At 69.6% G+C, this 18,529-nt stretch carries 13 protein-coding genes and 1 tRNA gene; 12 read left to right on the forward strand and 2 right to left on the reverse strand.

Going from position 1 to position 18,529, the window contains the following annotated elements; genetic code table 11:
- Nucleotides 1–138: 138 nt before the first annotated feature.
- The 12 genes from dnaA to ACTWQC_RS14960 all read left to right on the forward strand — a co-directional run bounded on the left by dnaA (nucleotide 139) and on the right by ACTWQC_RS14960 (nucleotide 16,434).
- Complete coding sequence (dnaA, locus tag ACTWQC_RS14905; protein ID WP_443316143.1) at nucleotides 139–2,073, forward strand: chromosomal replication initiator protein DnaA; 1,935 nt, start codon at nucleotides 139–141, stop codon at nucleotides 2,071–2,073.
- A gap of 856 nt (nucleotides 2,074–2,929) precedes the next feature.
- Entirely contained in the window at nucleotides 2,930–4,060 is a 1,131-nt protein-coding gene (gene dnaN / locus ACTWQC_RS14910) for a DNA polymerase III subunit beta (RefSeq protein WP_443316144.1), read from the forward strand.
- A 133-nt stretch (nucleotides 4,061–4,193) separates the two neighbouring features.
- Nucleotides 4,194–5,069, forward strand: a complete 876-nt coding sequence (gnd, locus tag ACTWQC_RS14915; protein ID WP_443316145.1) for a phosphogluconate dehydrogenase (NAD(+)-dependent, decarboxylating) — start codon at nucleotides 4,194–4,196, stop codon at nucleotides 5,067–5,069.
- Between the two features lie 51 nt (nucleotides 5,070–5,120).
- Nucleotides 5,121–6,323, forward strand: coding sequence for a DNA replication/repair protein RecF (gene recF / locus ACTWQC_RS14920; protein WP_443316146.1), 1,203 nt, complete (start codon nucleotides 5,121–5,123; stop codon nucleotides 6,321–6,323).
- Entirely contained in the window at nucleotides 6,320–6,862 is a 543-nt protein-coding gene (locus tag ACTWQC_RS14925) for a DUF721 domain-containing protein (RefSeq protein ID WP_443316147.1), read from the forward strand. The genes recF and ACTWQC_RS14925 overlap by 4 nt, the downstream gene beginning before the upstream one ends.
- Before the next feature lie 263 nt (nucleotides 6,863–7,125).
- Nucleotides 7,126–9,144, forward strand: coding sequence for a DNA topoisomerase (ATP-hydrolyzing) subunit B (gyrB, locus tag ACTWQC_RS14930; protein WP_443316148.1), 2,019 nt, complete (start codon nucleotides 7,126–7,128; stop codon nucleotides 9,142–9,144).
- A 66-nt stretch (nucleotides 9,145–9,210) separates the two neighbouring features.
- Nucleotides 9,211–11,838, forward strand: coding sequence for a DNA gyrase subunit A (gyrA, locus tag ACTWQC_RS14935; protein WP_443316149.1), 2,628 nt, complete (start codon nucleotides 9,211–9,213; stop codon nucleotides 11,836–11,838).
- 3 nt (nucleotides 11,839–11,841) lie between these two features.
- Nucleotides 11,842–12,501: a DUF3566 domain-containing protein gene (locus ACTWQC_RS14940; protein ID WP_443316150.1), complete on the forward strand. Its 660-nt coding sequence runs from the start codon at nucleotides 11,842–11,844 to the stop codon at nucleotides 12,499–12,501.
- 59 nt (nucleotides 12,502–12,560) lie between these two features.
- Nucleotides 12,561–12,634, forward strand: a tRNA-Ile gene (locus tag ACTWQC_RS14945).
- 156 nt (nucleotides 12,635–12,790) lie between these two features.
- Nucleotides 12,791–12,925 (forward strand): DLW-39 family protein, encoded by a 135-nt coding sequence (locus ACTWQC_RS14950; protein ID WP_208809277.1) that lies wholly within the window; start codon nucleotides 12,791–12,793, stop codon nucleotides 12,923–12,925.
- 171 nt (nucleotides 12,926–13,096) lie between these two features.
- Nucleotides 13,097–15,016: a vWA domain-containing protein gene (locus ACTWQC_RS14955; RefSeq protein ID WP_443316151.1), complete on the forward strand. Its 1,920-nt coding sequence runs from the start codon at nucleotides 13,097–13,099 to the stop codon at nucleotides 15,014–15,016.
- Nucleotides 15,016–16,434, forward strand: coding sequence for a hypothetical protein (locus tag ACTWQC_RS14960; RefSeq protein WP_443316152.1), 1,419 nt, complete (start codon nucleotides 15,016–15,018; stop codon nucleotides 16,432–16,434). The genes ACTWQC_RS14955 and ACTWQC_RS14960 overlap by 1 nt, the downstream gene beginning before the upstream one ends.
- 4 nt (nucleotides 16,435–16,438) lie before the next feature.
- On the opposite strand, the gene ACTWQC_RS14965 is transcribed toward ACTWQC_RS14960, so the two are convergent.
- Entirely contained in the window at nucleotides 16,439–17,806 is a 1,368-nt protein-coding gene (locus ACTWQC_RS14965) for a protein kinase domain-containing protein (protein ID WP_443316153.1), read from the reverse strand.
- Between the two features lie 84 nt (nucleotides 17,807–17,890).
- Entirely contained in the window at nucleotides 17,891–18,439 is a 549-nt protein-coding gene (locus ACTWQC_RS14970; protein ID WP_443316154.1) for a helix-turn-helix domain-containing protein, read from the reverse strand.
- Nucleotides 18,440–18,529 lie beyond the last annotated feature (90 nt).

Here is an 18,529-nt window from a genome sequence, read left to right on the forward strand (position 1 = left end):
GGACAACGACTTGAACCACGCGCGTCGCCCTGACTACCGTGGCTGAACTCCGATTCCTTCCCGCCCGTCCCGAGAACCACACATTCGTGGGACCTCCCCGGCGCCACCCCCCACCTAGTGAGTGAGAGAGCGTGCCCTGTGGCTGACCTACCTGCCGATCTTGCCGCAGTGTGGCCACGCGTCCTCGAGCAGCTCCTCGGGGAGGGCCAGGGCATCGAAGCGAAGGACCAGCGCTGGCTCAAGGACTGCCAGCCCCTCGTGCTCGTCGCCGGCACCGCAGTCCTCGCCGTGCCCAACGAATACGCCAAGGGCGTCCTGGAGGGTCGGCTCTCTCCTCTCATCAGTGACGCGCTCAGCCGGGAGTGCGGCCAGCCCATCCGCCTGGCGATCACCGTCAGCGCCGCCGAGACCGCGCCGGCGGCGCCGCCCGCGCCCCAGGCGCCCGCGCCCCAGGTTCCCGGGCCGCAGCAGCCTCCGCGCTACGAGGAGCCGCCGCGCCACGACCCCACCCGGGACCGAGAGCTCGACCGGGAGCGTGACCGCGATCGCGAACGGGACACGTACGACGGCTACGACCGGTACGACGCCTACGGGCGCCCGGCGGACGCAGTGCCGACCGCCCGCCCCGCCTACCCCGAGTACCAGCAGAGCCGCCCTGAGCCCGGCGCCTGGCCCCGCACCCCCGGGAGCGTGCCCGCTCCCGGACCCCGCGACGACTACGGCTGGCAGCAGCAGCGGCTCGGCGGCTTCCCCGAGCACGATCCGTACGCCTCCCCGCGCACCGGGCCGCCGCAGGACCGGCCGCAGCCCTACGACCAGCGCCCCCTGTCGCCACAGGCCGACTACCGTCCGCCCCCCGGCGGCGAGCGGCCGCCGTACGACGGTCAGCACCGCGATCTCCCGGAGCAGGGCGGCCCCGGCCGCCCCCACGCCGGCGGCCCGACACACAACGGCCCCGCCCACGGCGGCCCGCCCCCGCCCAGCGGCGCCCCCGGCCCGCTCGCCGCGCAGCCCGCGCCGGCCACCGGACCGGGCGAGCCGACCGCGCGCCTCAACCCCAAGTACCTCTTCGACACCTTCGTCATCGGCGCGTCCAACCGCTTCGCGCACGCCGCCGCGGTCGCGGTCGCCGAGGCGCCGGCCAAGGCGTACAACCCGCTCTTCATCTACGGGGAGTCGGGCCTGGGCAAGACCCACCTGCTGCACGCGATCGGGCACTACGCGCGCAGTCTCTACCCCGGCACGCGCGTGCGCTATGTGAGCTCCGAGGAGTTCACCAACGAGTTCATCAACTCGATCCGCGACGGCAAGGCGGACGCGTTCCGCAAGCGCTACCGCGACATGGACATCCTGCTCGTCGACGACGTCCAGTTCCTCGCGAGCAAGGAGTCGACGCAGGAGGAGTTCTTCCACACCTTCAACACGCTCCACAACGCGAACAAGCAGATCGTGCTGTCCTCGGACCGGCCGCCCAAGCAGCTGGTGACCCTGGAGGACCGGCTGCGCAACCGCTTCGAGTGGGGCCTGATCACCGACGTCCAGCCGCCGGAGCTTGAGACGCGGATCGCGATCCTCCGTAAGAAGGCGGTCCAGGAGCAGCTCAACGCCCCGCCGGAAGTACTGGAGTTCATCGCCTCCCGCATCTCGCGCAACATCCGCGAGCTCGAGGGCGCGCTGATCCGCGTCACCGCCTTCGCCAGCCTCAACCGGCAGCCCGTGGACCTGGGGCTGACCGAGATCGTGCTCAAGGACCTGATCCCGGGCGGCGAGGACGCGGCCCCCGAGATCACCGCGACCGCCATCATGGCCGAGACCGCCCAGTACTTCGGGCTGACCGTCGACGACCTGTGCGGCTCCTCGCGCAGCCGCGTGCTGGTGACGGCGCGGCAGATCGCCATGTATCTGTGCCGCGAGCTGACGGACCTGTCGCTGCCGAAGATCGGCGCGCAGTTCGGCGGCCGCGACCATACGACCGTGATGCACGCTGACCGCAAGATCCGCGCGCTGATGGCCGAGCGACGCTCCATCTACAACCAGGTCACGGAGCTCACCAACCGCATCAAGAACGGCTGAGGACAGGCCCGCGAGGGCCGAGGGACGCGTCCGAGGGGCGCTCCGGGGACGCGTCCCGGAGCGCCCCTCGTCGTACCGCGTCCACCGGCTGTTCGAATTCGGGCCCCTGTCGGCGCCTTCTCCACAGTTCGGCGCCCCTCCGGCCGTCCACACCCTGGGGACTGCCCAGTTGTCCAGATCGCGTCCACAGGGGCGTTGCGCGGGAAGCTGTCTCGGGAGGTCAGCCGGGTGTGGAAATGTGACCAACCGGGTTCCACAGACTGTGGACGGCCAAGCCGCCCACAGTGGTCCGGCTCCGTTGTCCACTGCCTGCCCACAGGCTCCGGGCACTTGCCCACAGCTTCTCCACACCGTTGTCCACTGTTCGGCAACGAAACCTCTGTGATCACTGGGGCGAGTGAACCGCGTCACACCAACGAGGTTGGTTGGGCTGGGGAGAAGGTGGGTAATTCTGGGGATGGCACTGGGGAGAACCGGGTGGGGGCTGTGCACCGGGTGTGCAGAACTTTCCCGCGTCCACAGCACGACTGAGTTGTCCACCGGCCGCGCCCACAGGCCCCGTGGACAGAAAAGCCGTTCTGACCTGCGCTGATGCGGTTATCCACGGTATCCACAGGGCCTACTACTACGACCACGTAGATCTACCGGGAAACTCCTCTCGAAACGGGCCCTGTGCACAACTCGCCCCCGCACCGCCCGACACCCCGGCCTTCGACTTGACCCCGACGGGCACCGACTGTCGGCGGTGTGCGTCAGACTGGTCTCCGGCATCGGTCCCTGCCGTCAGCGACGGGGAAGCCCATGCCGACGAAGAAGGCCAGCAGGGCGAGCCAGCAACAGCAGGAGGCGGCTTACGGTGAAGATCCGGGTGGAGCGCGATGTACTCGCGGAGGCGGTGGCCTGGGCAGCGCGCAGTCTCCCGGCCCGTCCGCCGGTGCCCGTCCTCGCGGGCCTGCTGCTGAAGGCGGAGGAGAGCAGCCTGAGCCTCTCCGGCTTCGACTACGAGGTCTCGGCGCGCGTTTCGGTCGAGGCGGATGTGGAGGAGGACGGCACCGTCCTCGTCTCCGGCCGCCTCCTCGCCGACATCTGCCGTGCCCTTCCCAACAGGCCTGTGGAGATCTCCACGGACGGGGTCAGGGTGACCGTGGTCTGCGGTTCCTCTCGATTCACACTCCACACCCTTCCTGTGGAGGAGTACCCGGCGCTGCCGCAGATGCCGACCGCCACCGGCACCGTGCCCGGTGAGGTCTTCGCCGCGGCCGCCGCCCAGGTCGCCATCGCCGCGGGCCGCGACGACACACTGCCGGTGCTCACGGGCGTACGGATCGAGATCGAGGGCGACACGGTCACGCTGGCCGCCACCGACCGCTACCGCTTCGCCGTCCGCGAGTTCCTGTGGAAGCCCGAGACGCCGGACATCTCCGCGGTCGCCCTGGTGCCCGCCAAGACGCTCCTGGACACCGCCAAGTCCCTGACCAGCGGTGACACGGTCAGCATCGCGCTGGCCGGCTCCGGCGCGGGCGAGGGCCTGATCGGCTTCGAGGGCGCTGGACGCCGTACGACCACGCGGCTGCTCGAGGGCGACCTGCCGAAGTACCGCACGCTCTTCCCGACCGAGTTCAACTCCGTCGCCGTGCTCGAGACCGCGCCGTTCGTCGACGCCGTCAAGCGTGTCGCGCTCGTCGCCGAGCGGAACACTCCGGTCCGGCTGAGCTTCGAGCAGGGCGTGCTGATCCTGGAGGCCGGGTCGAGCGACGATGCACAGGCTGTGGAGAGGGTCGACGCCCAGCTCGACGGCGACGACATCTCGATCGCGTTCAACCCGGGCTTCCTCCTCGAGGGGCTGAGCGCCATCGACTCCCCGGTCGCCCAGCTGTCGTTCACCACCTCCACCAAGCCCGCGCTGCTGAGCGGCAAGCCGGCCGTGGACGCCGAGGCGGACGAGGCGTACAAGTACCTGATCATGCCCGTGCGACTGAGCGGCTGAGCCGCCGACCTGCCGGGATGCGCTCGCCGCACCCGGCGGAATGAGCGCGGGGAGCCCACAAGTGAGCATCGGGTGCCGGGCGTAGGCTCGACTCAGGTACGAAACGCCAGCACTACGTCACAAAGGATCACTGATGGAGCTCGGTCTCGTCGGTCTCGGCAAGATGGGCGGCAACATGCGCGAGCGGATACGCCGCGCGGACCACACCGTCGTCGGCTACGACCGCAACCCGGACCTCGCCGATGTCCACAGCCTCGAGGAGCTGGTGGGCAAGCTCAAGGCACCGCGGGTCGTCTGGGTCATGGTCCCGGCGGGAATCGCCACCCAGACCACCATCGACGAGCTGGCCGAACTGCTGTCGCCCGGCGACGTCGTCGTCGACGGCGGGAACTCCCGGTGGACCGACGACGAGAAGCACGCCGAGCAGCTCCACGCCAAGGGCATCGGCTTCGTCGACTGCGGCGTCTCCGGCGGCATTTGGGGCCTGGAGAACGGCTACGCGCTGATGTATGGCGGCGCCGCCGAGCACGTGGCACAGGTCCAGCCGATCTTCGACGCGCTCAAGCCGGAGGGCCGGTTCGGCGCCGTCCACGCGGGCAAGGTCGGCGCGGGCCACTTCGCGAAGATGGTCCACAACGGTATCGAGTACGCGATGATGCAGGCCTTCGCCGAGGGGTGGGAGCTGCTCGAGGCCATCGACTCCGTCACCGACGTCCGCGAGGTCTTCCGCAGCTGGCAGGAGGGCACGGTCATCCGCTCCTGGCTGCTGGATCTGGCCGTCAACGCCCTGGATGACGACGAGCACCTGGAGAAGCTGCGCGGCTTCGCGGAGGACTCGGGCGAGGGCCGCTGGACCGTCGAGGCCGCGATCGACAACGCGGTGCCGCTCCCCGCGATCACCGCGTCGCTCTTCGCCCGCTTCGCCTCCCGTCAGGAGGACTCGCCGCAGATGAAGATGATCGCGGCGCTTCGCAACCAGTTCGGCGGCCACGCGGTCGAGCAGGCCTAGCAGCCGTCAGAGAGCATCGAGGGAGGTCGGCGGCGCAGGCCGCAGCGCGCCATGCACGTTACGCATCTGTCACTCGCCGACTTCCGCTCGTACGCCGGCGTCGAAGTCCCGCTCGAACCCGGCGTCTCGGCTTTCGTGGGGCCCAATGGCCAGGGAAAGACGAATCTCGTCGAGGCGGTCGGCTATCTCGCCACGCTGGGCAGCCACCGGGTCTCCTCCGACGCACCGCTGGTGCGGATGGGTGCCGACCGGGCGATCATCCGGGCGGCGGTCGTCCAGGACGACCGGCAGCAGCTGATCGAGCTCGAGCTGAACCCGGGGAAGGCGAACCGCGCTCGGATCAACCGTTCCTCGCAGGTCAGGCCACGTGACATCCTCGGCCTGGTCCGTACCGTCCTCTTCGCGCCCGAGGACCTCGCCCTGGTCAAGGGCGATCCCGGCGAGCGCCGCCGTTTCCTCGACGAGCTGATCACCGCCCGCTCGCCGCGCATGGCCGGAGTCCGCTCCGACTACGACCGGGTTCTCAAGCAGCGCAACACCCTTCTCAAGAGCGCGGCCATGGCGCGCAGGCACGGGGGCCGCGCGGGGGCACCTCCCGCGACGAAGTCTGGGGGGGCGGATCTGTCCACCCTCGACGTCTGGGACCAGCACCTGGCGCGGGCCGGCGCCGAGCTGCTGGCGCAGCGCCTGGACCTGATCGCGGCGCTCCAGCCGCTCACCGACAAGGCGTACGACCAGCTGGCGCCCGGCGGCGGGCCGGTCGCGCTCGACTACCGGTGCTCGGCGGGCGAGGGGCTCGGCGCGGCGGGCAGCCGGGAGGATCTCTACGAGCTGCTGCTCGGTGCGCTGGGCGAGGCCCGCAGGCAGGAGATCGAGCGCGGTGTGACGCTGGTCGGACCACACCGGGACGATCTGCTGCTGGCACTCGGGCGCCTTCCGGCCAAGGGGTACGCCAGCCATGGCGAGTCCTGGTCGTACGCGCTCGCGCTGCGCCTGGCCTCGTACGACCTGCTGCGCGCCGAGGGTCCCGGAGCACCTTCGAGTGAGGGCGGTGGCAGGCGACGGGCGGGAGAGCCGGTGCTCGTTCTGGACGACGTCTTCGCGGAGCTGGACGAGCGGCGCCGGGAGCGGCTGGCCGAGCTGGTCGCGCCGGGCGAGCAGGTGCTGGTGACGGCGGCTGTGGACGACGATGTGCCGGGCCTGCTGGCGGGGACGCGCTTCACGGTGGCGGACGGTGTGGTGAAGCGCACATGACCGAGCAGTCCCCGGAGACTCCGGAGCCCCGCAAGCAGCCCGAGCCCTCGGGGGTGGACCTGGCGCGGGTAGCGCTGCGGGCGGCGAAGGAACAGGCGCGGGCCCGTGGCGCCGCGGCGCAGCAGAAGAAGCAGGCCAGGCGTGGCGGCCTGCGTTCCGGGGCGCGTGCCGACGGCCGGGATCCGCTGCCGCTCGGCGCCGCGATCAACCGGCTGATCACCGAGCGTGGCTGGGAGACTCCGGCTGCGGTCGGCGGGGTGATGGGACGCTGGCCGCAGATCGTGGGGCCCGAAGTGGCGCAGCACTGCGCGCCGCTGAAGTACGACGAGGATGCGCGGGTGCTGACCGTGCAGTGCGACTCGACGGCCTGGGCGACCCAGCTGCGGTTGCTCGCGCCGCAGCTCGTCGCCCGGCTCAACGCGGACCTCGGGCAGGGCACGGTCAAGCTGATCAAGGTGCTGGGTCCGGGCGGGCCGCAGCAGCGCTTCGGCCCGCTTCGCGCCCCGGGCAGCCGGGGCCCGGGCGACACCTACGGGTGAGTGAGCGGGCACACACGACCGGGGCGTCCCTCACCGTAGTGGAGGGTTGACGCTCGGAAGCGCTGAGCGCCTCTGTGAGCCTCTCGGAGCCCCGGGGCGCATATGGGGAGTCGGCGGATGGCAGTTCAGGGCGCCACATGCGGACTCAGGCACTCGCAAACCCCCATTCATGTCCGCGCTACCGGTAGACTAGGGACCAATCCCGCCCAATCGCGGAACATGTCGAACGACGCAGCCGCTCCCGTATGCCCCGGAGACGGCTTGTGCTGTGCCAGAAAGGGCGCTTCGTGGCCGATTCCGGCAACCTCAACGAGAACAACACCGCTTCCACTGCCGACAAGCCGTCGTATGACGCGAGTGCGATCACAGTCCTCGAGGGCCTGGACGCGGTGCGCAAGCGACCCGGCATGTACATCGGGTCGACCGGTGAGCGGGGCCTGCACCACCTCGTGTACGAGGTCGTCGACAACTCCGTCGACGAGGCTCTGGCCGGGCACGCCGACACCATCGACGTCACGATCCTCCCCGATGGCGGGGTCCGCGTCGTAGACAACGGCCGTGGTATCCCCGTGGGCATCGTCCCCTCCGAGGGGAAGCCCGCCGTCGAGGTCGTGCTGACCGTCCTCCACGCGGGCGGCAAGTTCGGCGGTGGCGGCTATGCCGTCTCCGGCGGCCTGCACGGTGTCGGTGTCTCGGTGGTCAACGCGCTGTCGTCCAAGGTGTCGGTCGAGGTCTGCAGCGACGGCCACCGGTGGACGCAGGACTACAAGCTCGGTGTGCCGACGGCGCCGCTGGCGAAGAACGAGACGGTCGACCACACAGGAACGACCGTCACTTTCTGGGCAGATCCGGACATTTTCGAGACGACTGATTACTCCTTCGAGACGCTGTCCCGGCGCTTCCAGGAGATGGCCTTCCTCAACAAGGGCCTGACCATCTCGCTGACCGATGAGCGTCCCGACCATGTCGACGAGGACGGAAAGCCGCTCTCGGTCCGGTACTTCTACGAGGGCGGCATCGTCGACTTCGTGAAGTACCTCAACTCCCGCAAGGGCGACCTCGTCCACCCCTCGGTGATCTCCATCGAATCCGAGGACAAGGAGCGCATGCTCTCGGTCGAGGTCGCCATGCAGTGGAACTCGCAGTACAGCGAGGGTGTCTACAGCTTCGCCAACACCATCCACACCCATGAGGGCGGTACGCACGAAGAGGGCTTCCGGGCGGCGCTGACGAGCCTGATCAACCGCTATGCGCGCGACAAGCGGCTGCTGCGGGAGAAGGACGACAACCTCACCGGTGAGGACATCCGCGAGGGCCTGACCGCGATCATCTCGGTCAAGCTGGGCGAGCCGCAGTTCGAGGGCCAGACGAAGACCAAGCTGGGCAACACGGAGGCCAAGACCTTCGTTCAGAAGATCGTCCACGAGCACCTGACCGACTGGCTGGACCGCAACCCCAACGAGGCCGCAGACATCGTCCGCAAGGGCATCCAGGCCGCCACGGCCCGGGTCGCGGCGCGCAAGGCGCGTGACCTCACCCGCCGCAAGGGCCTGCTGGAGAGCGCGTCGCTGCCGGGCAAGCTGAGCGACTGCCAGTCCAACGACCCGACGAAGTGCGAGATCTTCATCGTCGAGGGTGACTCCGCGGGCGGCTCGGCGAAGTCCGGCCGCAACCCCGAGTACCAGGCCATCCTGCCGATCCGCGGCAAGATCCTTAACGTCGAGAAGGCGCGCGTCGACAAGATCCTCCAGAACCAGGAGGTCCAGGCGCTGATCTCGGCCTTCGGTACCGGCGTCCACGAGGACTTCGACATCGACAAGCTCCGCTACCACAAGATCATCCTGATGGCGGACGCCGACGTCGACGGACAGCACATCAACACGCTGCTGCTGACCTTCCTCTTCCGCTTCATGCGGCCGCTGGTGGAGGCGGGGCACGTCTATCTCTCCCGCCCGCCGCTCTACAAGATCAAGTGGGGCCGTGACGACTTCGAGTACGCGTACTCCGATCGCGAGCGTGACGCCCTGATCGAGCTGGGCCGGCAGAACGGCAAGCGGATCAGGGACGACTCCGTTCAGCGCTTCAAGGGTCTGGGCGAGATGAACGCGGAGGAACTGCGGGTCACCACCATGGACATCGACCACCGCGTTCTCGGTCAGGTCTCCCTGGACGACGCCGCCCAGGCCGACGACCTGTTCTCGGTGCTGATGGGCGAGGACGTCGAGGCACGGCGCTCGTTCATTCAGCGCAACGCGAAGGACGTCCGCTTCCTCGACATCTGAGTCGGCCTGCACTCCCCCGGCCTGCCTGCCGCCCGGGCCCGAACTTCGAAAGGACGTTGACCAGCAATGGCCGACGACACCCCAACTCCCGACATCCCCGAGACCACCGTCACCCCCGAGGGCACGCCCGCGGCCGTCGAGGGTGTGGGCATGCGCGTCGAGCCCGTCGGGCTCGAGACGGAGATGCAGCGCAGCTACCTCGACTACGCGATGTCCGTCATCGTGTCGCGTGCGCTGCCCGACGTCCGTGACGGCCTCAAGCCCGTGCACCGCCGCGTGCTCTACGCGATGTACGACGGCGGCTACCGGCCCGAACGGGGCTTCTACAAGTGCGCCCGCGTCGTCGGCGACGTCATGGGTACGTACCACCCGCACGGCGACTCCTCGATCTACGACGCTCTGGTGCGCCTGGCCCAGCCGTGGTCCATGCGGATGCCGCTGGTCGACTCCAACGGCAACTTCGGCTCCCCGGGCAACGACCCGGCGGCCGCCATGCGGTACACCGAGTGCAAGATGGCTCCGCTGTCCATGGAGATGCTCCGGGACATCGACGAGGAGACCGTCGACTTCCAGGACAACTATGACGGCCGGAACCAGGAGCCGACCGTCCTGCCGTCCCGCTTCCCGAACCTGCTGATCAACGGCTCCGCCGGTATCGCAGTCGGTATGGCCACCAACATCCCGCCGCACAACCTGCGGGAGGTGGCGGCCGGAGCGCAGTGGGCGCTGGAGCACCCGGATGCCTCGCACGAGGAGCTGCTGGACGCGCTCGTCGAGCGGATCAAGGGCCCGGACTTCCCGACCGGCGCTCTCGTCGTGGGCCGCAAGGGCATCGAGGAGGCGTACCGCACCGGGCGCGGCTCGATCACCATGCGCGCGGTGGTGGAGGTCGAGGAGATCCAGGGCCGCCAGTGCCTGGTGGTCACCGAGCTGCCGTACCAGGTGAACCCGGACAATCTCGCGCAGAAGATCGCCGACCTGGTGAAGGACGGGAGGGTCGGCGGGATCGCCGACGTACGGGACGAGACCTCCTCCCGTACGGGCCAGCGCCTGGTCATCGTGCTGAAGCGGGACGCGGTCGCCAAGGTCGTCCTCAACAACCTGTACAAGCACACGGATCTGCAGACGAACTTCGGCGCCAACATGCTCGCGCTGGTGGACGGCGTGCCCCGCACGCTGTCGCTGGACGCGTTCATCCGGCACTGGGTCACGCACCAGATCGAGGTCATCGTCCGCCGCACCAAGTTCCGGCTGCGGAAGGCCGAGGAGCGGGCCCACATCCTGCGTGGTCTGCTCAAGGCGCTGGACGCGATCGACGAGGTCATCGCGCTGATCCGGCGCAGCGAGACGGTCGATGTGGCGCGCGAGGGCCTGATGGGTCTGCTGCAGATCGACGAGATCCAGGCGAACGCGATCCTGGAGATGCAGCTGCGCCGGCTGGCCGCCCTGGAGCGCCAGAAGATCGTTCAGGAGCACGACGATCTGCAGGCGAAGATCAACGAGTACAACGCGATCCTGGCCTCGCCCTTGCGGCAGCGGCAGATCGTCAGCTCCGAGCTGAACGCGATCGTCGAGAAGTACGCCGACGACCGGCGCAGCAAGCTGGTGCCCTTCGAGGGCGACATGTCCATCGAGGACCTGATCGCCGAAGAGGACATCGTCGTCACGATCACGCGCGGCGGCTACGTGAAGCGGACGAAGACCGAGGACTACCGTTCGCAGAAGCGCGGCGGCAAGGGCGTGCGCGGCACGAAGCTGAAGCAGGACGACATCGTCGACCACTTCTTCGTGTCGACCACCCACCACTGGCTGCTGTTCTTCACCAACAAGGGCCGCGTGTACCGGGCGAAGGCGTACGAGCTTCCGGACGCCGGGCGCGATGCGCGCGGGCAGCACGTGGCCAACCTGCTGGCGTTCCAGCCGGACGAGCAGATCGCCGAGATCCTCGCCATCCGGGACTACGAGGCGGCTCCTTATCTGGTGCTGGCCACGAAGTCGGGCCTGGTGAAGAAGACGCCGCTGAAGGACTACGACTCGCCGCGCTCGGGCGGTGTCATCGCGATCAACCTCCGGGAGATGGACGACGGTCGCGAGGACGAGCTGATCGGCGCGGAGCTGGTGTCGGCGGATGACGATCTGCTCCTTATCAGCAAGAAGGCTCAGTCCATCCGGTTCACGGCGTCGGACGATGCGCTGCGCCCCATGGGGCGGGCGACGTCCGGAGTGAAGGGAATGAGTTTCCGCGAGGGTGACGAACTCCTCTCGATGAATGTCGTCCGGCCCGGTACGTTCGTGTTCACCGCCACCGACGGCGGGTACGCGAAGCGCACGAACGTCGACGAGTACCGCGTCCAGGGTCGCAGTGGCCTCGGTATCAAGGCCGCCAAGATCGTGGAGGACCGCGGGTCCCTGGTCGGCGCTCTGGTGGTGGAGGAGAACGACGAGATCCTCGCCATCACGCTGAGCGGCGGCGTGATCCGCACGCGGGTCAACGAGGTCAGGGAGACGGGCCGTGACACCATGGGCGTCCAACTGATCAACCTGGGCAAGCGCGATGCCGTGGTCGGTATCGCCCGGAACGCCGAGGCGGGTCGTGAGGCTGAAGAGGTCGAGGAACTGGCCGATGCAGCCGAGGACACCGCGCCGGAGGCGGCCGAGGGTGCGGAGGCCCCGGCCGACGAGCACGAGGAGTAGATCGTGAGTGGAGCCACGGGCGCCGGGGCGGGCGGTCGGAGACCCGAGGGGCACACGCCCTCGGGATCCATGACCGTGGAGGGCGCCCGTGGCCCGGCCGCCAGTTCTGCGCAGCCACAGCCACAACCCCAGCCCCAACCGCAGACTCAAGGTCAGCAATCGCAGCACCCCCAGCAGGGAGCCCAGCCGTACCACCCGCCGCAGGCGTACCCGTCGCCCCCGGTTACCGCGCCGGGCGGCGCGGCTCCCCAGGCCGTACGGCGGCCGCGTACGGGGGCCCGTACGACGCCCCGCACCCGTAAGGCGCGGCTGCGGGTGGCCAAGGCCGATCCGTGGTCGGTGATGAAGGTCAGCTTCCTGCTGTCCATCGCGCTGGGGATCTGCACCATCGTGGCGGTCGGCGTGCTGTGGATGGTCATGGACGCCATGGGTGTCTTCAGCACCGTCGGCGGGACCATCAGCGAGGCGACGGGATCGTCCGACGGCAACGGTTTCGACCTGGAGGCTTTCCTGTCGCTTCCGCGGGTGCTGATGTTCACGTCGATCATCGCGGTGATCGACGTGGTGCTGGCCACCGCCCTGGCGACGCTCGGTGCGTTCATCTATAACCTCTCTGCGGGATTCGTGGGTGGGGTCGAGCTGACGCTGGCTGAGGACGAGTAGCACCACGGGAATCGATTTTGGGACTACGCCCGACGTGCGCTAATCTTTCGGTGCAGCGCGGGGCTATAGCTCAGACGGTTAGAGCGCTTCCCTGATAAGGAAGAGGCCACAGGTTCAAGTCCTGTTAGCCCCACCGCGTGATCGGGCCCGGACGGAGTTTCTCCGCCGGGTCCGATGTCGTTTGCGGCGTGAGGAAGTTGAGCCCGGCATAGGTCACCGATCGGTATCGACCGGTGTGTATAGTCGGGCGGCAGAGGTCCCCTACGTCAAAGAAAGACGAGGTCGCGCGGTGAAGAAGCTTCTCCTGGTCGCACTGGCCGCCATCGGCGGGCTCCTCGTGTACCGCCAGATCCAGGCGGATCGCGCCGAGCAGGATCTGTGGACGGAGGCGACCGACTCCGTGCCCTCAGGTTCGGGTGTGTGAGCCACCAACAGTCCTGACAGGCCCCGGCTGCTGTGCGGCCGGGGCTTCGTGCTGTTCGGGGGCCTCTGCTGTTGCTGGACCGTGACACCGGCCCCCTTGAGTTTGCCTGAGCAAATCAATACGTTGCATGAGCAAAGCCGACAGGGGCTCCGGGTGAGGGGGACGCGGGACATGGCACGACTACATCGCTGGACGGCTCGGGTGCTGTTGGGGGGCGCACTGCTGGCGCTGGTCACGGCCCCGCTGCCGGCGACGGCGGTTCCGGTGGCGCCGGGTGCGCCGGATGCGGTGGCAGACGGACAGAGCAGCTTGGTCATGGTGCTCGACTCCTCCGGATCGATGGCCGAGGACGACGGCTCGGGCAGTACCCGAATAGCCTCCGCCCGCAAGGCGGTTGGCACAGTGGTGGACTCGCTTCCCGACGGCTATCCCACCGGGCTGCGCGTATACGGCGCCGACAAGCCCAAGGGCTGCGACGACACCCGGCTCGCCCGGCCCGTCGAAGCGCTGGACCGCGCAGCGCTCAAGCAGGCTGTCGCCGATGTGGAGCCCAAGGGCGACACACCGATCGGCCTGTCCCTGCGGAAGGCTGCCGGCGACCTTCCCGGGCGCCCGGACGGCTCCCTCGGCCGACGCACGATCCTGCTGATCTCCGACGGCGAGGACAACTGCGGCACTCCCCAGCCCTGCGAAGTCGCCGAGCAACTGGGGGCGAAGGGCGTTGACCTGCGGATCGACACCATCGGCTTCCAGGTTCGCGGCAAGGCCCGTGACCAGCTGGAGTGCATCGCCGACGCCGGGCACGGCTCGTACTACGACGCCCCGGACGCGGAGGCCCTCGCACGACAGCTGCAGCGCGCCTCACAGCTCTCGGCAGACGGCTACCGCTTCAAGGGCGAGCGGATCACGGGTGGTTCGCGCGCGAGCGACGCGCCTGCCATCACCCCGGGCCAGTACGTCGACACGATCGGCCCGGGCGAGACCCGGTGGTACGCGGCCGAACTGGACGCCGCCTCCACCGCCGATCTGGCGGTAACGGCCGTGCCCCAGCCCGGCGTGAAAGTCGCATACGGCGACGGGATCGAGCTCAAGCTGACCTCCACCAATGAGTACCGGTCCACCTGCGGCAGCGCAGACGCCCGCTTCGGGCAGGACGAAGGCGCGATGACGCTCACCACCGCTGTCAGTCGCATCCCCTCCTCCGACGGCGACGCATTCTGCGACGAGCCAGGGCGCTATCTGCTTTCTCTACACCGCTCGAGCGAATCCGGTTCCGACCAGGCCCGCTGGCCCGTCGAACTGCGTTATGGCACTGAGCAGCCGCTGAAGAAGGGCCTCGTCCCCGCCCACTCCGCGACCGAATACGGCAAGGCCGGCAAGGACGCCGTACCTCCCACCGGCACCGCGAAGGACGTCACCGGCGGCACCGGCTTCAACGACGCGGAGCAGCTCGAGCGCGGCGTCTGGCGGGACCGGCTGCTCCCCGCCCAGACGCGCTACTACAAGGTCCATGTGGGCTGGGGACAACAGCTGCGGTACTCCGCCGACTTCGCCAACGAGCCGACCCTCGAGGACAGCAGCGGCGCGAGCTCGTTCGCGGACACCGCGGTCTACGCGCCCGCCCGTCAGCCGGTCGCCACCGGCGGCGAGTTCACCGCCCAGCGCTCCTACTACGGCGAGCCCCTCTCGGTGGAGCTCGGTACCGTCCCGGTCTCCTGGACCAACCGCTGGGAAAGCGTCGGCGCGGCCGTCCCGGTGCGCGCGGCAGGCGACTACTACATCGCCGTGTCCCTCGGCCCCGAGGCATCAAAGATCGCAAAAAACGCGACGATTGGCGTGGTTCTTCGCGTCGACGTGGTCGGCGACGAGCTCGCCGGGCCGCAGCACAAAGCCCCGGTCCTCCACAGGAGCGGGGAGGAAAAGGGCAAAGTGGCCACACGCGCAGACAACGCCGGGGCGTCCGGGGCAGGATGGACCGGCCCTGCGATAGCCGCAGCGGCGGGCGGCGCCCTGATCGTCCTGATCGCGGTGCTGGTGCTCGTACGGCGCAGGCGCGGGCCGAGTGATCCGATGACGAGGGGTGGCGCGTGATGAGGCAGCGCAGCAGGGGCCGGTCGGGCCTGGCCGCCGTGGCGGCGCTCTGCGCGGTGGCGGCGATGCCGGGGCAGGCACTGGCGGCGCCGGGTGACGGGTCCGAGGGTCTGCCGACCTACAGGGCCGCGGACGATGCGAAGAAGGCGAGCGGCAAGACGAGCAGCGCGGACGCGCAGGCACTTCAACCGGGTGTCTACACCGACACCATCGGCCCGGGCGACACGTTCTACTACGGGGTCACTCTGGACGAGAAGTCCACCGCCTTCCTGTCCGCTGTCGCGGCCCCGAAGCCCGGCACCCCGGTCAAGTACGCCGACGGGATCAAGGTCAGGCTGCTGAGCAGCGACGGCACCGAATGCGACAGCGGTGACGCGTCGTTCGGCAGCGGCGAGCAGGCCCGTCCCATCTCCGGCTACGTCACCCGCAAGGTCGAGGAGGACGGGAACTGCCAACAGCAGGGCTCGTACTACTTCGTAGTCGAGCGGACCAGCGACGCGACCGCCGACCCCGGGCGCTGGCCGATCGAGATCCGCTATATGTCCGAACCGGGCGTCAAGGGCACTGTCTCGACCACGCCGCCGACGAGCTGGAACTCGGCGTCCCCGACCCCGCCGACCGGTCAGGGCCAGAGCCGGAAGGGCGGCACCGGCTTCAACGATGCGCCCGCGCTCGACGCGGGCGTGTGGAAGGACCAGCTGCGGCCCGGCGAGACCCGCTTCTACCGCGTCCCGCTCGACTGGGGGCAGCAGCTGTCCGGCAGCCTGGAGCTGGCCAACGCCACGGTGACCGAGGACAGCGGCTTCGCGGCCACAGGCCTGAGCTACGAGCTGTACAACACGGCGCGCGGGCGGGTCGACAGCGACACCAGCTCCTACGACGGCGAGCAGACGGCGATGGTGGCCGGGCCGACCGCTCCGGTCACCTACACCAACCGCTACAACAGCTCGACCGACGTCAGCCCGATGCAAGTCGCGGGCTGGTACTACCTGGCCGTCAGCCTCCACCCGGACGTCGGGGAATTCACGAAGGGCGACATTTCGCTGACGCTGCGGCTCAACATCGACGGTGAGCTGAAGCCGGGCCCGCAGTACGACGGAGACGCCGCGGCGGCCGGATTCGGTATCACCGACGAGGACAGGGAGGCCGCGGAGAAGGGTGAGACCGCGGCGGACAGCGAGCAGAGCGGCACGATGAAGCTGGTCGCGGCCGCGGGGATCGGGGCCGGTACGGTCCTGCTGGTCGGGCTCGGCGTGTGGATGCTGGTGGCGCGGCGGCGGGTACCGGCGGGCGCACCTGCGGCGGCACCGGCCGGCCCGGCCGGGCTCCCGCACCAGTCGCAACAGCCGCAGCCACCGCAGCCGCCCACCGCCGTGGTGCATCCGCAGGACCAGCGGTACGGGCAGCCGCCCGGCTGATGAGTCAGCTCGCGGCCAGAGCCCAGAAACCGACCGCGAAGCACAGCAGCGCCACGGCCAGCACCGGGATCGCCACCTTCGGGGGCGGTCCCGGTCGGCGTTGCGGGGCGGCGGTCGCTGCTCGAGTCCCCGGCGCGGGAACCTGCGAGCCGTGAGCGGTGTATGGACGAGTAGGAGCGTAATCGTGGCGGACCGCGGCGGTCGGAGCCTGGGCCATGTCCGGCGCGTTTGCGGGAAGGGGGGCGGACGGATGCGATGGAGCGGGACCCTGAGCCAGGGGAGCGGCCGGCATCGGGGCCGGTGCGGGCATCGGAGTGGGGGTCGGCGTGGGTGGAGTGTTCGGCTGCTCGAGCGGCTGAGGCTGCTGCCCGGGCGGCGGGAGATGGAAGCTGCCCGTCTCGGACATCGCCGACGTCGGCGTGCCGGACGGGGCGGACTGGCCGGGCGGGCCGGGCTGGCCCGCACCGCCGACGGGACCTGCCTGGGCGCCCGCGACCGGCCCGTCCGGACCGAAGCCCGCGGGCAGCGGCCCGAGTTGGTCGAAGACCTCGACCGCTTCCTCTTCGATCGTGGCCTCCGGCAGCATCTCGGCGGCCGCCGTAATCGCCTTGCGCGCCCCCGTGGCCGTACGGAAGCGGGCCTGCGGGTCCGGTTGCAGGAGCCCCGCGAGCACCTGCCACAGCGGCTCCGGCACGCCCTCGGGAGCGCCGGGCACGCCGTGCGAGATGAAGTGCTCGACGAGCGCCTGGGAGTCCGGCTTGCTGCCGGTCAGCAGATACAGCGCGACGAGCCCGACCGCGAACAGGTCCGCGGGGAAGTCCGGCTCGGAGCCCATCATTTGCTCGGGCGCGAAGTAACCGGGCGTGCCCACGACGTAGTTGGTCTCGGTGAGCCGGGGCTCGCCCTTGCGCATCGAGATGCCGAAGTCCGAGAGCCGCAGATGGGGGCGTCCCGTTCCGGTCGCCTCGAGAAGGATGTTGGCGGGCTTGATGTCGCGGTGCACCACGCCCTCGGCGTGCACGGCGGTGAGCCCGGACAGCAGCTGGTCGAGCAGTGTGCAGACGAACCGGGGAGGCAGCGGGCCGTAGTCCCCGATGAGGTGGGCGAGGGAGCCGCCGCTCACCAGGTCCATGGTGAAGAGGACCTTGTCGTCATCGGCCGCCCAGCTCGCCGGGGCGAGCACGTGTGGGTGATCGATGCGCAGCGCCTGCTCGCGGACGAAGCGGAGCAGCGTGTGCGCGTCGCTCTGCTGCAGCACCTTGGCCGCGACATAACGCCGCCGCCGCTGGTCCCAGGAGCGCCAGACGGCGCCCACCCCACCGCGCCCGATCGGGTCGATCAGCTCGTACCGACCAGCGAAGATCTCACCCATTGCTCCCCGTCGCCCCTTTGTCGCCTCAGTCGTCGTTGCCGGCTACCGCTACCGCTACCCCCACCGCACCCCTGCCGCCGGCGCTCAGCCCTGGTGGGCCTCGTAGTGGGCGATCGCCTCCGCGGTCCGCCCGGCGCCGTACACCCTGAGGAACTCTGCCAGTTCCGGCTGGGTGGGGGCGAGGGCGTCCGCCGCTTCAATGATGTCGCCCGCGGCCGCGACCGACCGCAGCAGCGACTGGATCTCGCGGACCACGCGACGTACGGTCGGCGCCCCCGAACTCGGCGTGCTCTGGGAGCTGGTGCTGAGCACGGATCCGCCGGAGGTCTTCTTGATCTCCTCCATGCGGTTGGCCGCCTCGGCAGCGCTGACGCTGCCGTCCGCCACCTGGCTCGCAAGCTCCTGGAGCGCCTGAACCCGCTGAACGACGGCCGGGTTGCCGATTTTCGCGCGCTGGCCGCTCATCAGCTGCGAGAGCATCGGAGCGGACAGCCCCAGCACAGCGGCCAACCGCGCCTGGTTGAGGCCGAGGTCGTCGATCAGCCGGCGGAAGAGCGCCCCCAGCGGCTCGCCGTACCAGCTGCGTTGCAGCTCACGGGCTCTGGCGGTGGCTTCCTGCTGTGCGGCATCCATGACGACTCCCCTTCGCTGCTGCGAACCTCGCGCGACATCCTACGGAGCGTGATTGCCGACGGGGAGCCCCTTATCCTTTGCGAGATCTTC

The sequence above is a fragment of the Streptomyces sp. 8N616 genome (assembly GCF_052246385.1).
GTDB lineage: Bacteria > Actinomycetota > Actinomycetes > Streptomycetales > Streptomycetaceae > Streptomyces.

Coding starts and splice junctions, on each gene's coding strand:
- gnd (WP_443316145.1), top strand. CDS start 4,194: ATGGAGCTCGGTCTCGTCGGTCTCGGCAAGATGGGCGGCAACATGCGC.
- recF (WP_443316146.1), top strand. CDS start 5,121: ATGCACGTTACGCATCTGTCACTCGCCGACTTCCGCTCGTACGCCGGC.
- ACTWQC_RS14925 (WP_443316147.1), top strand. CDS start 6,320: ATGACCGAGCAGTCCCCGGAGACTCCGGAGCCCCGCAAGCAGCCCGAG.
- gyrA (WP_443316149.1), top strand. CDS start 9,211: ATGGCCGACGACACCCCAACTCCCGACATCCCCGAGACCACCGTCACC.
- ACTWQC_RS14955 (WP_443316151.1), top strand. CDS start 13,097: ATGGCACGACTACATCGCTGGACGGCTCGGGTGCTGTTGGGGGGCGCA.
- ACTWQC_RS14960 (WP_443316152.1), top strand. CDS start 15,016: ATGAGGCAGCGCAGCAGGGGCCGGTCGGGCCTGGCCGCCGTGGCGGCG.
- ACTWQC_RS14965 (WP_443316153.1), bottom strand. CDS start 17,806: ATGGGTGAGATCTTCGCTGGTCGGTACGAGCTGATCGACCCGATCGGG.
- ACTWQC_RS14970 (WP_443316154.1), bottom strand. CDS start 18,439: ATGGATGCCGCACAGCAGGAAGCCACCGCCAGAGCCCGTGAGCTGCAA.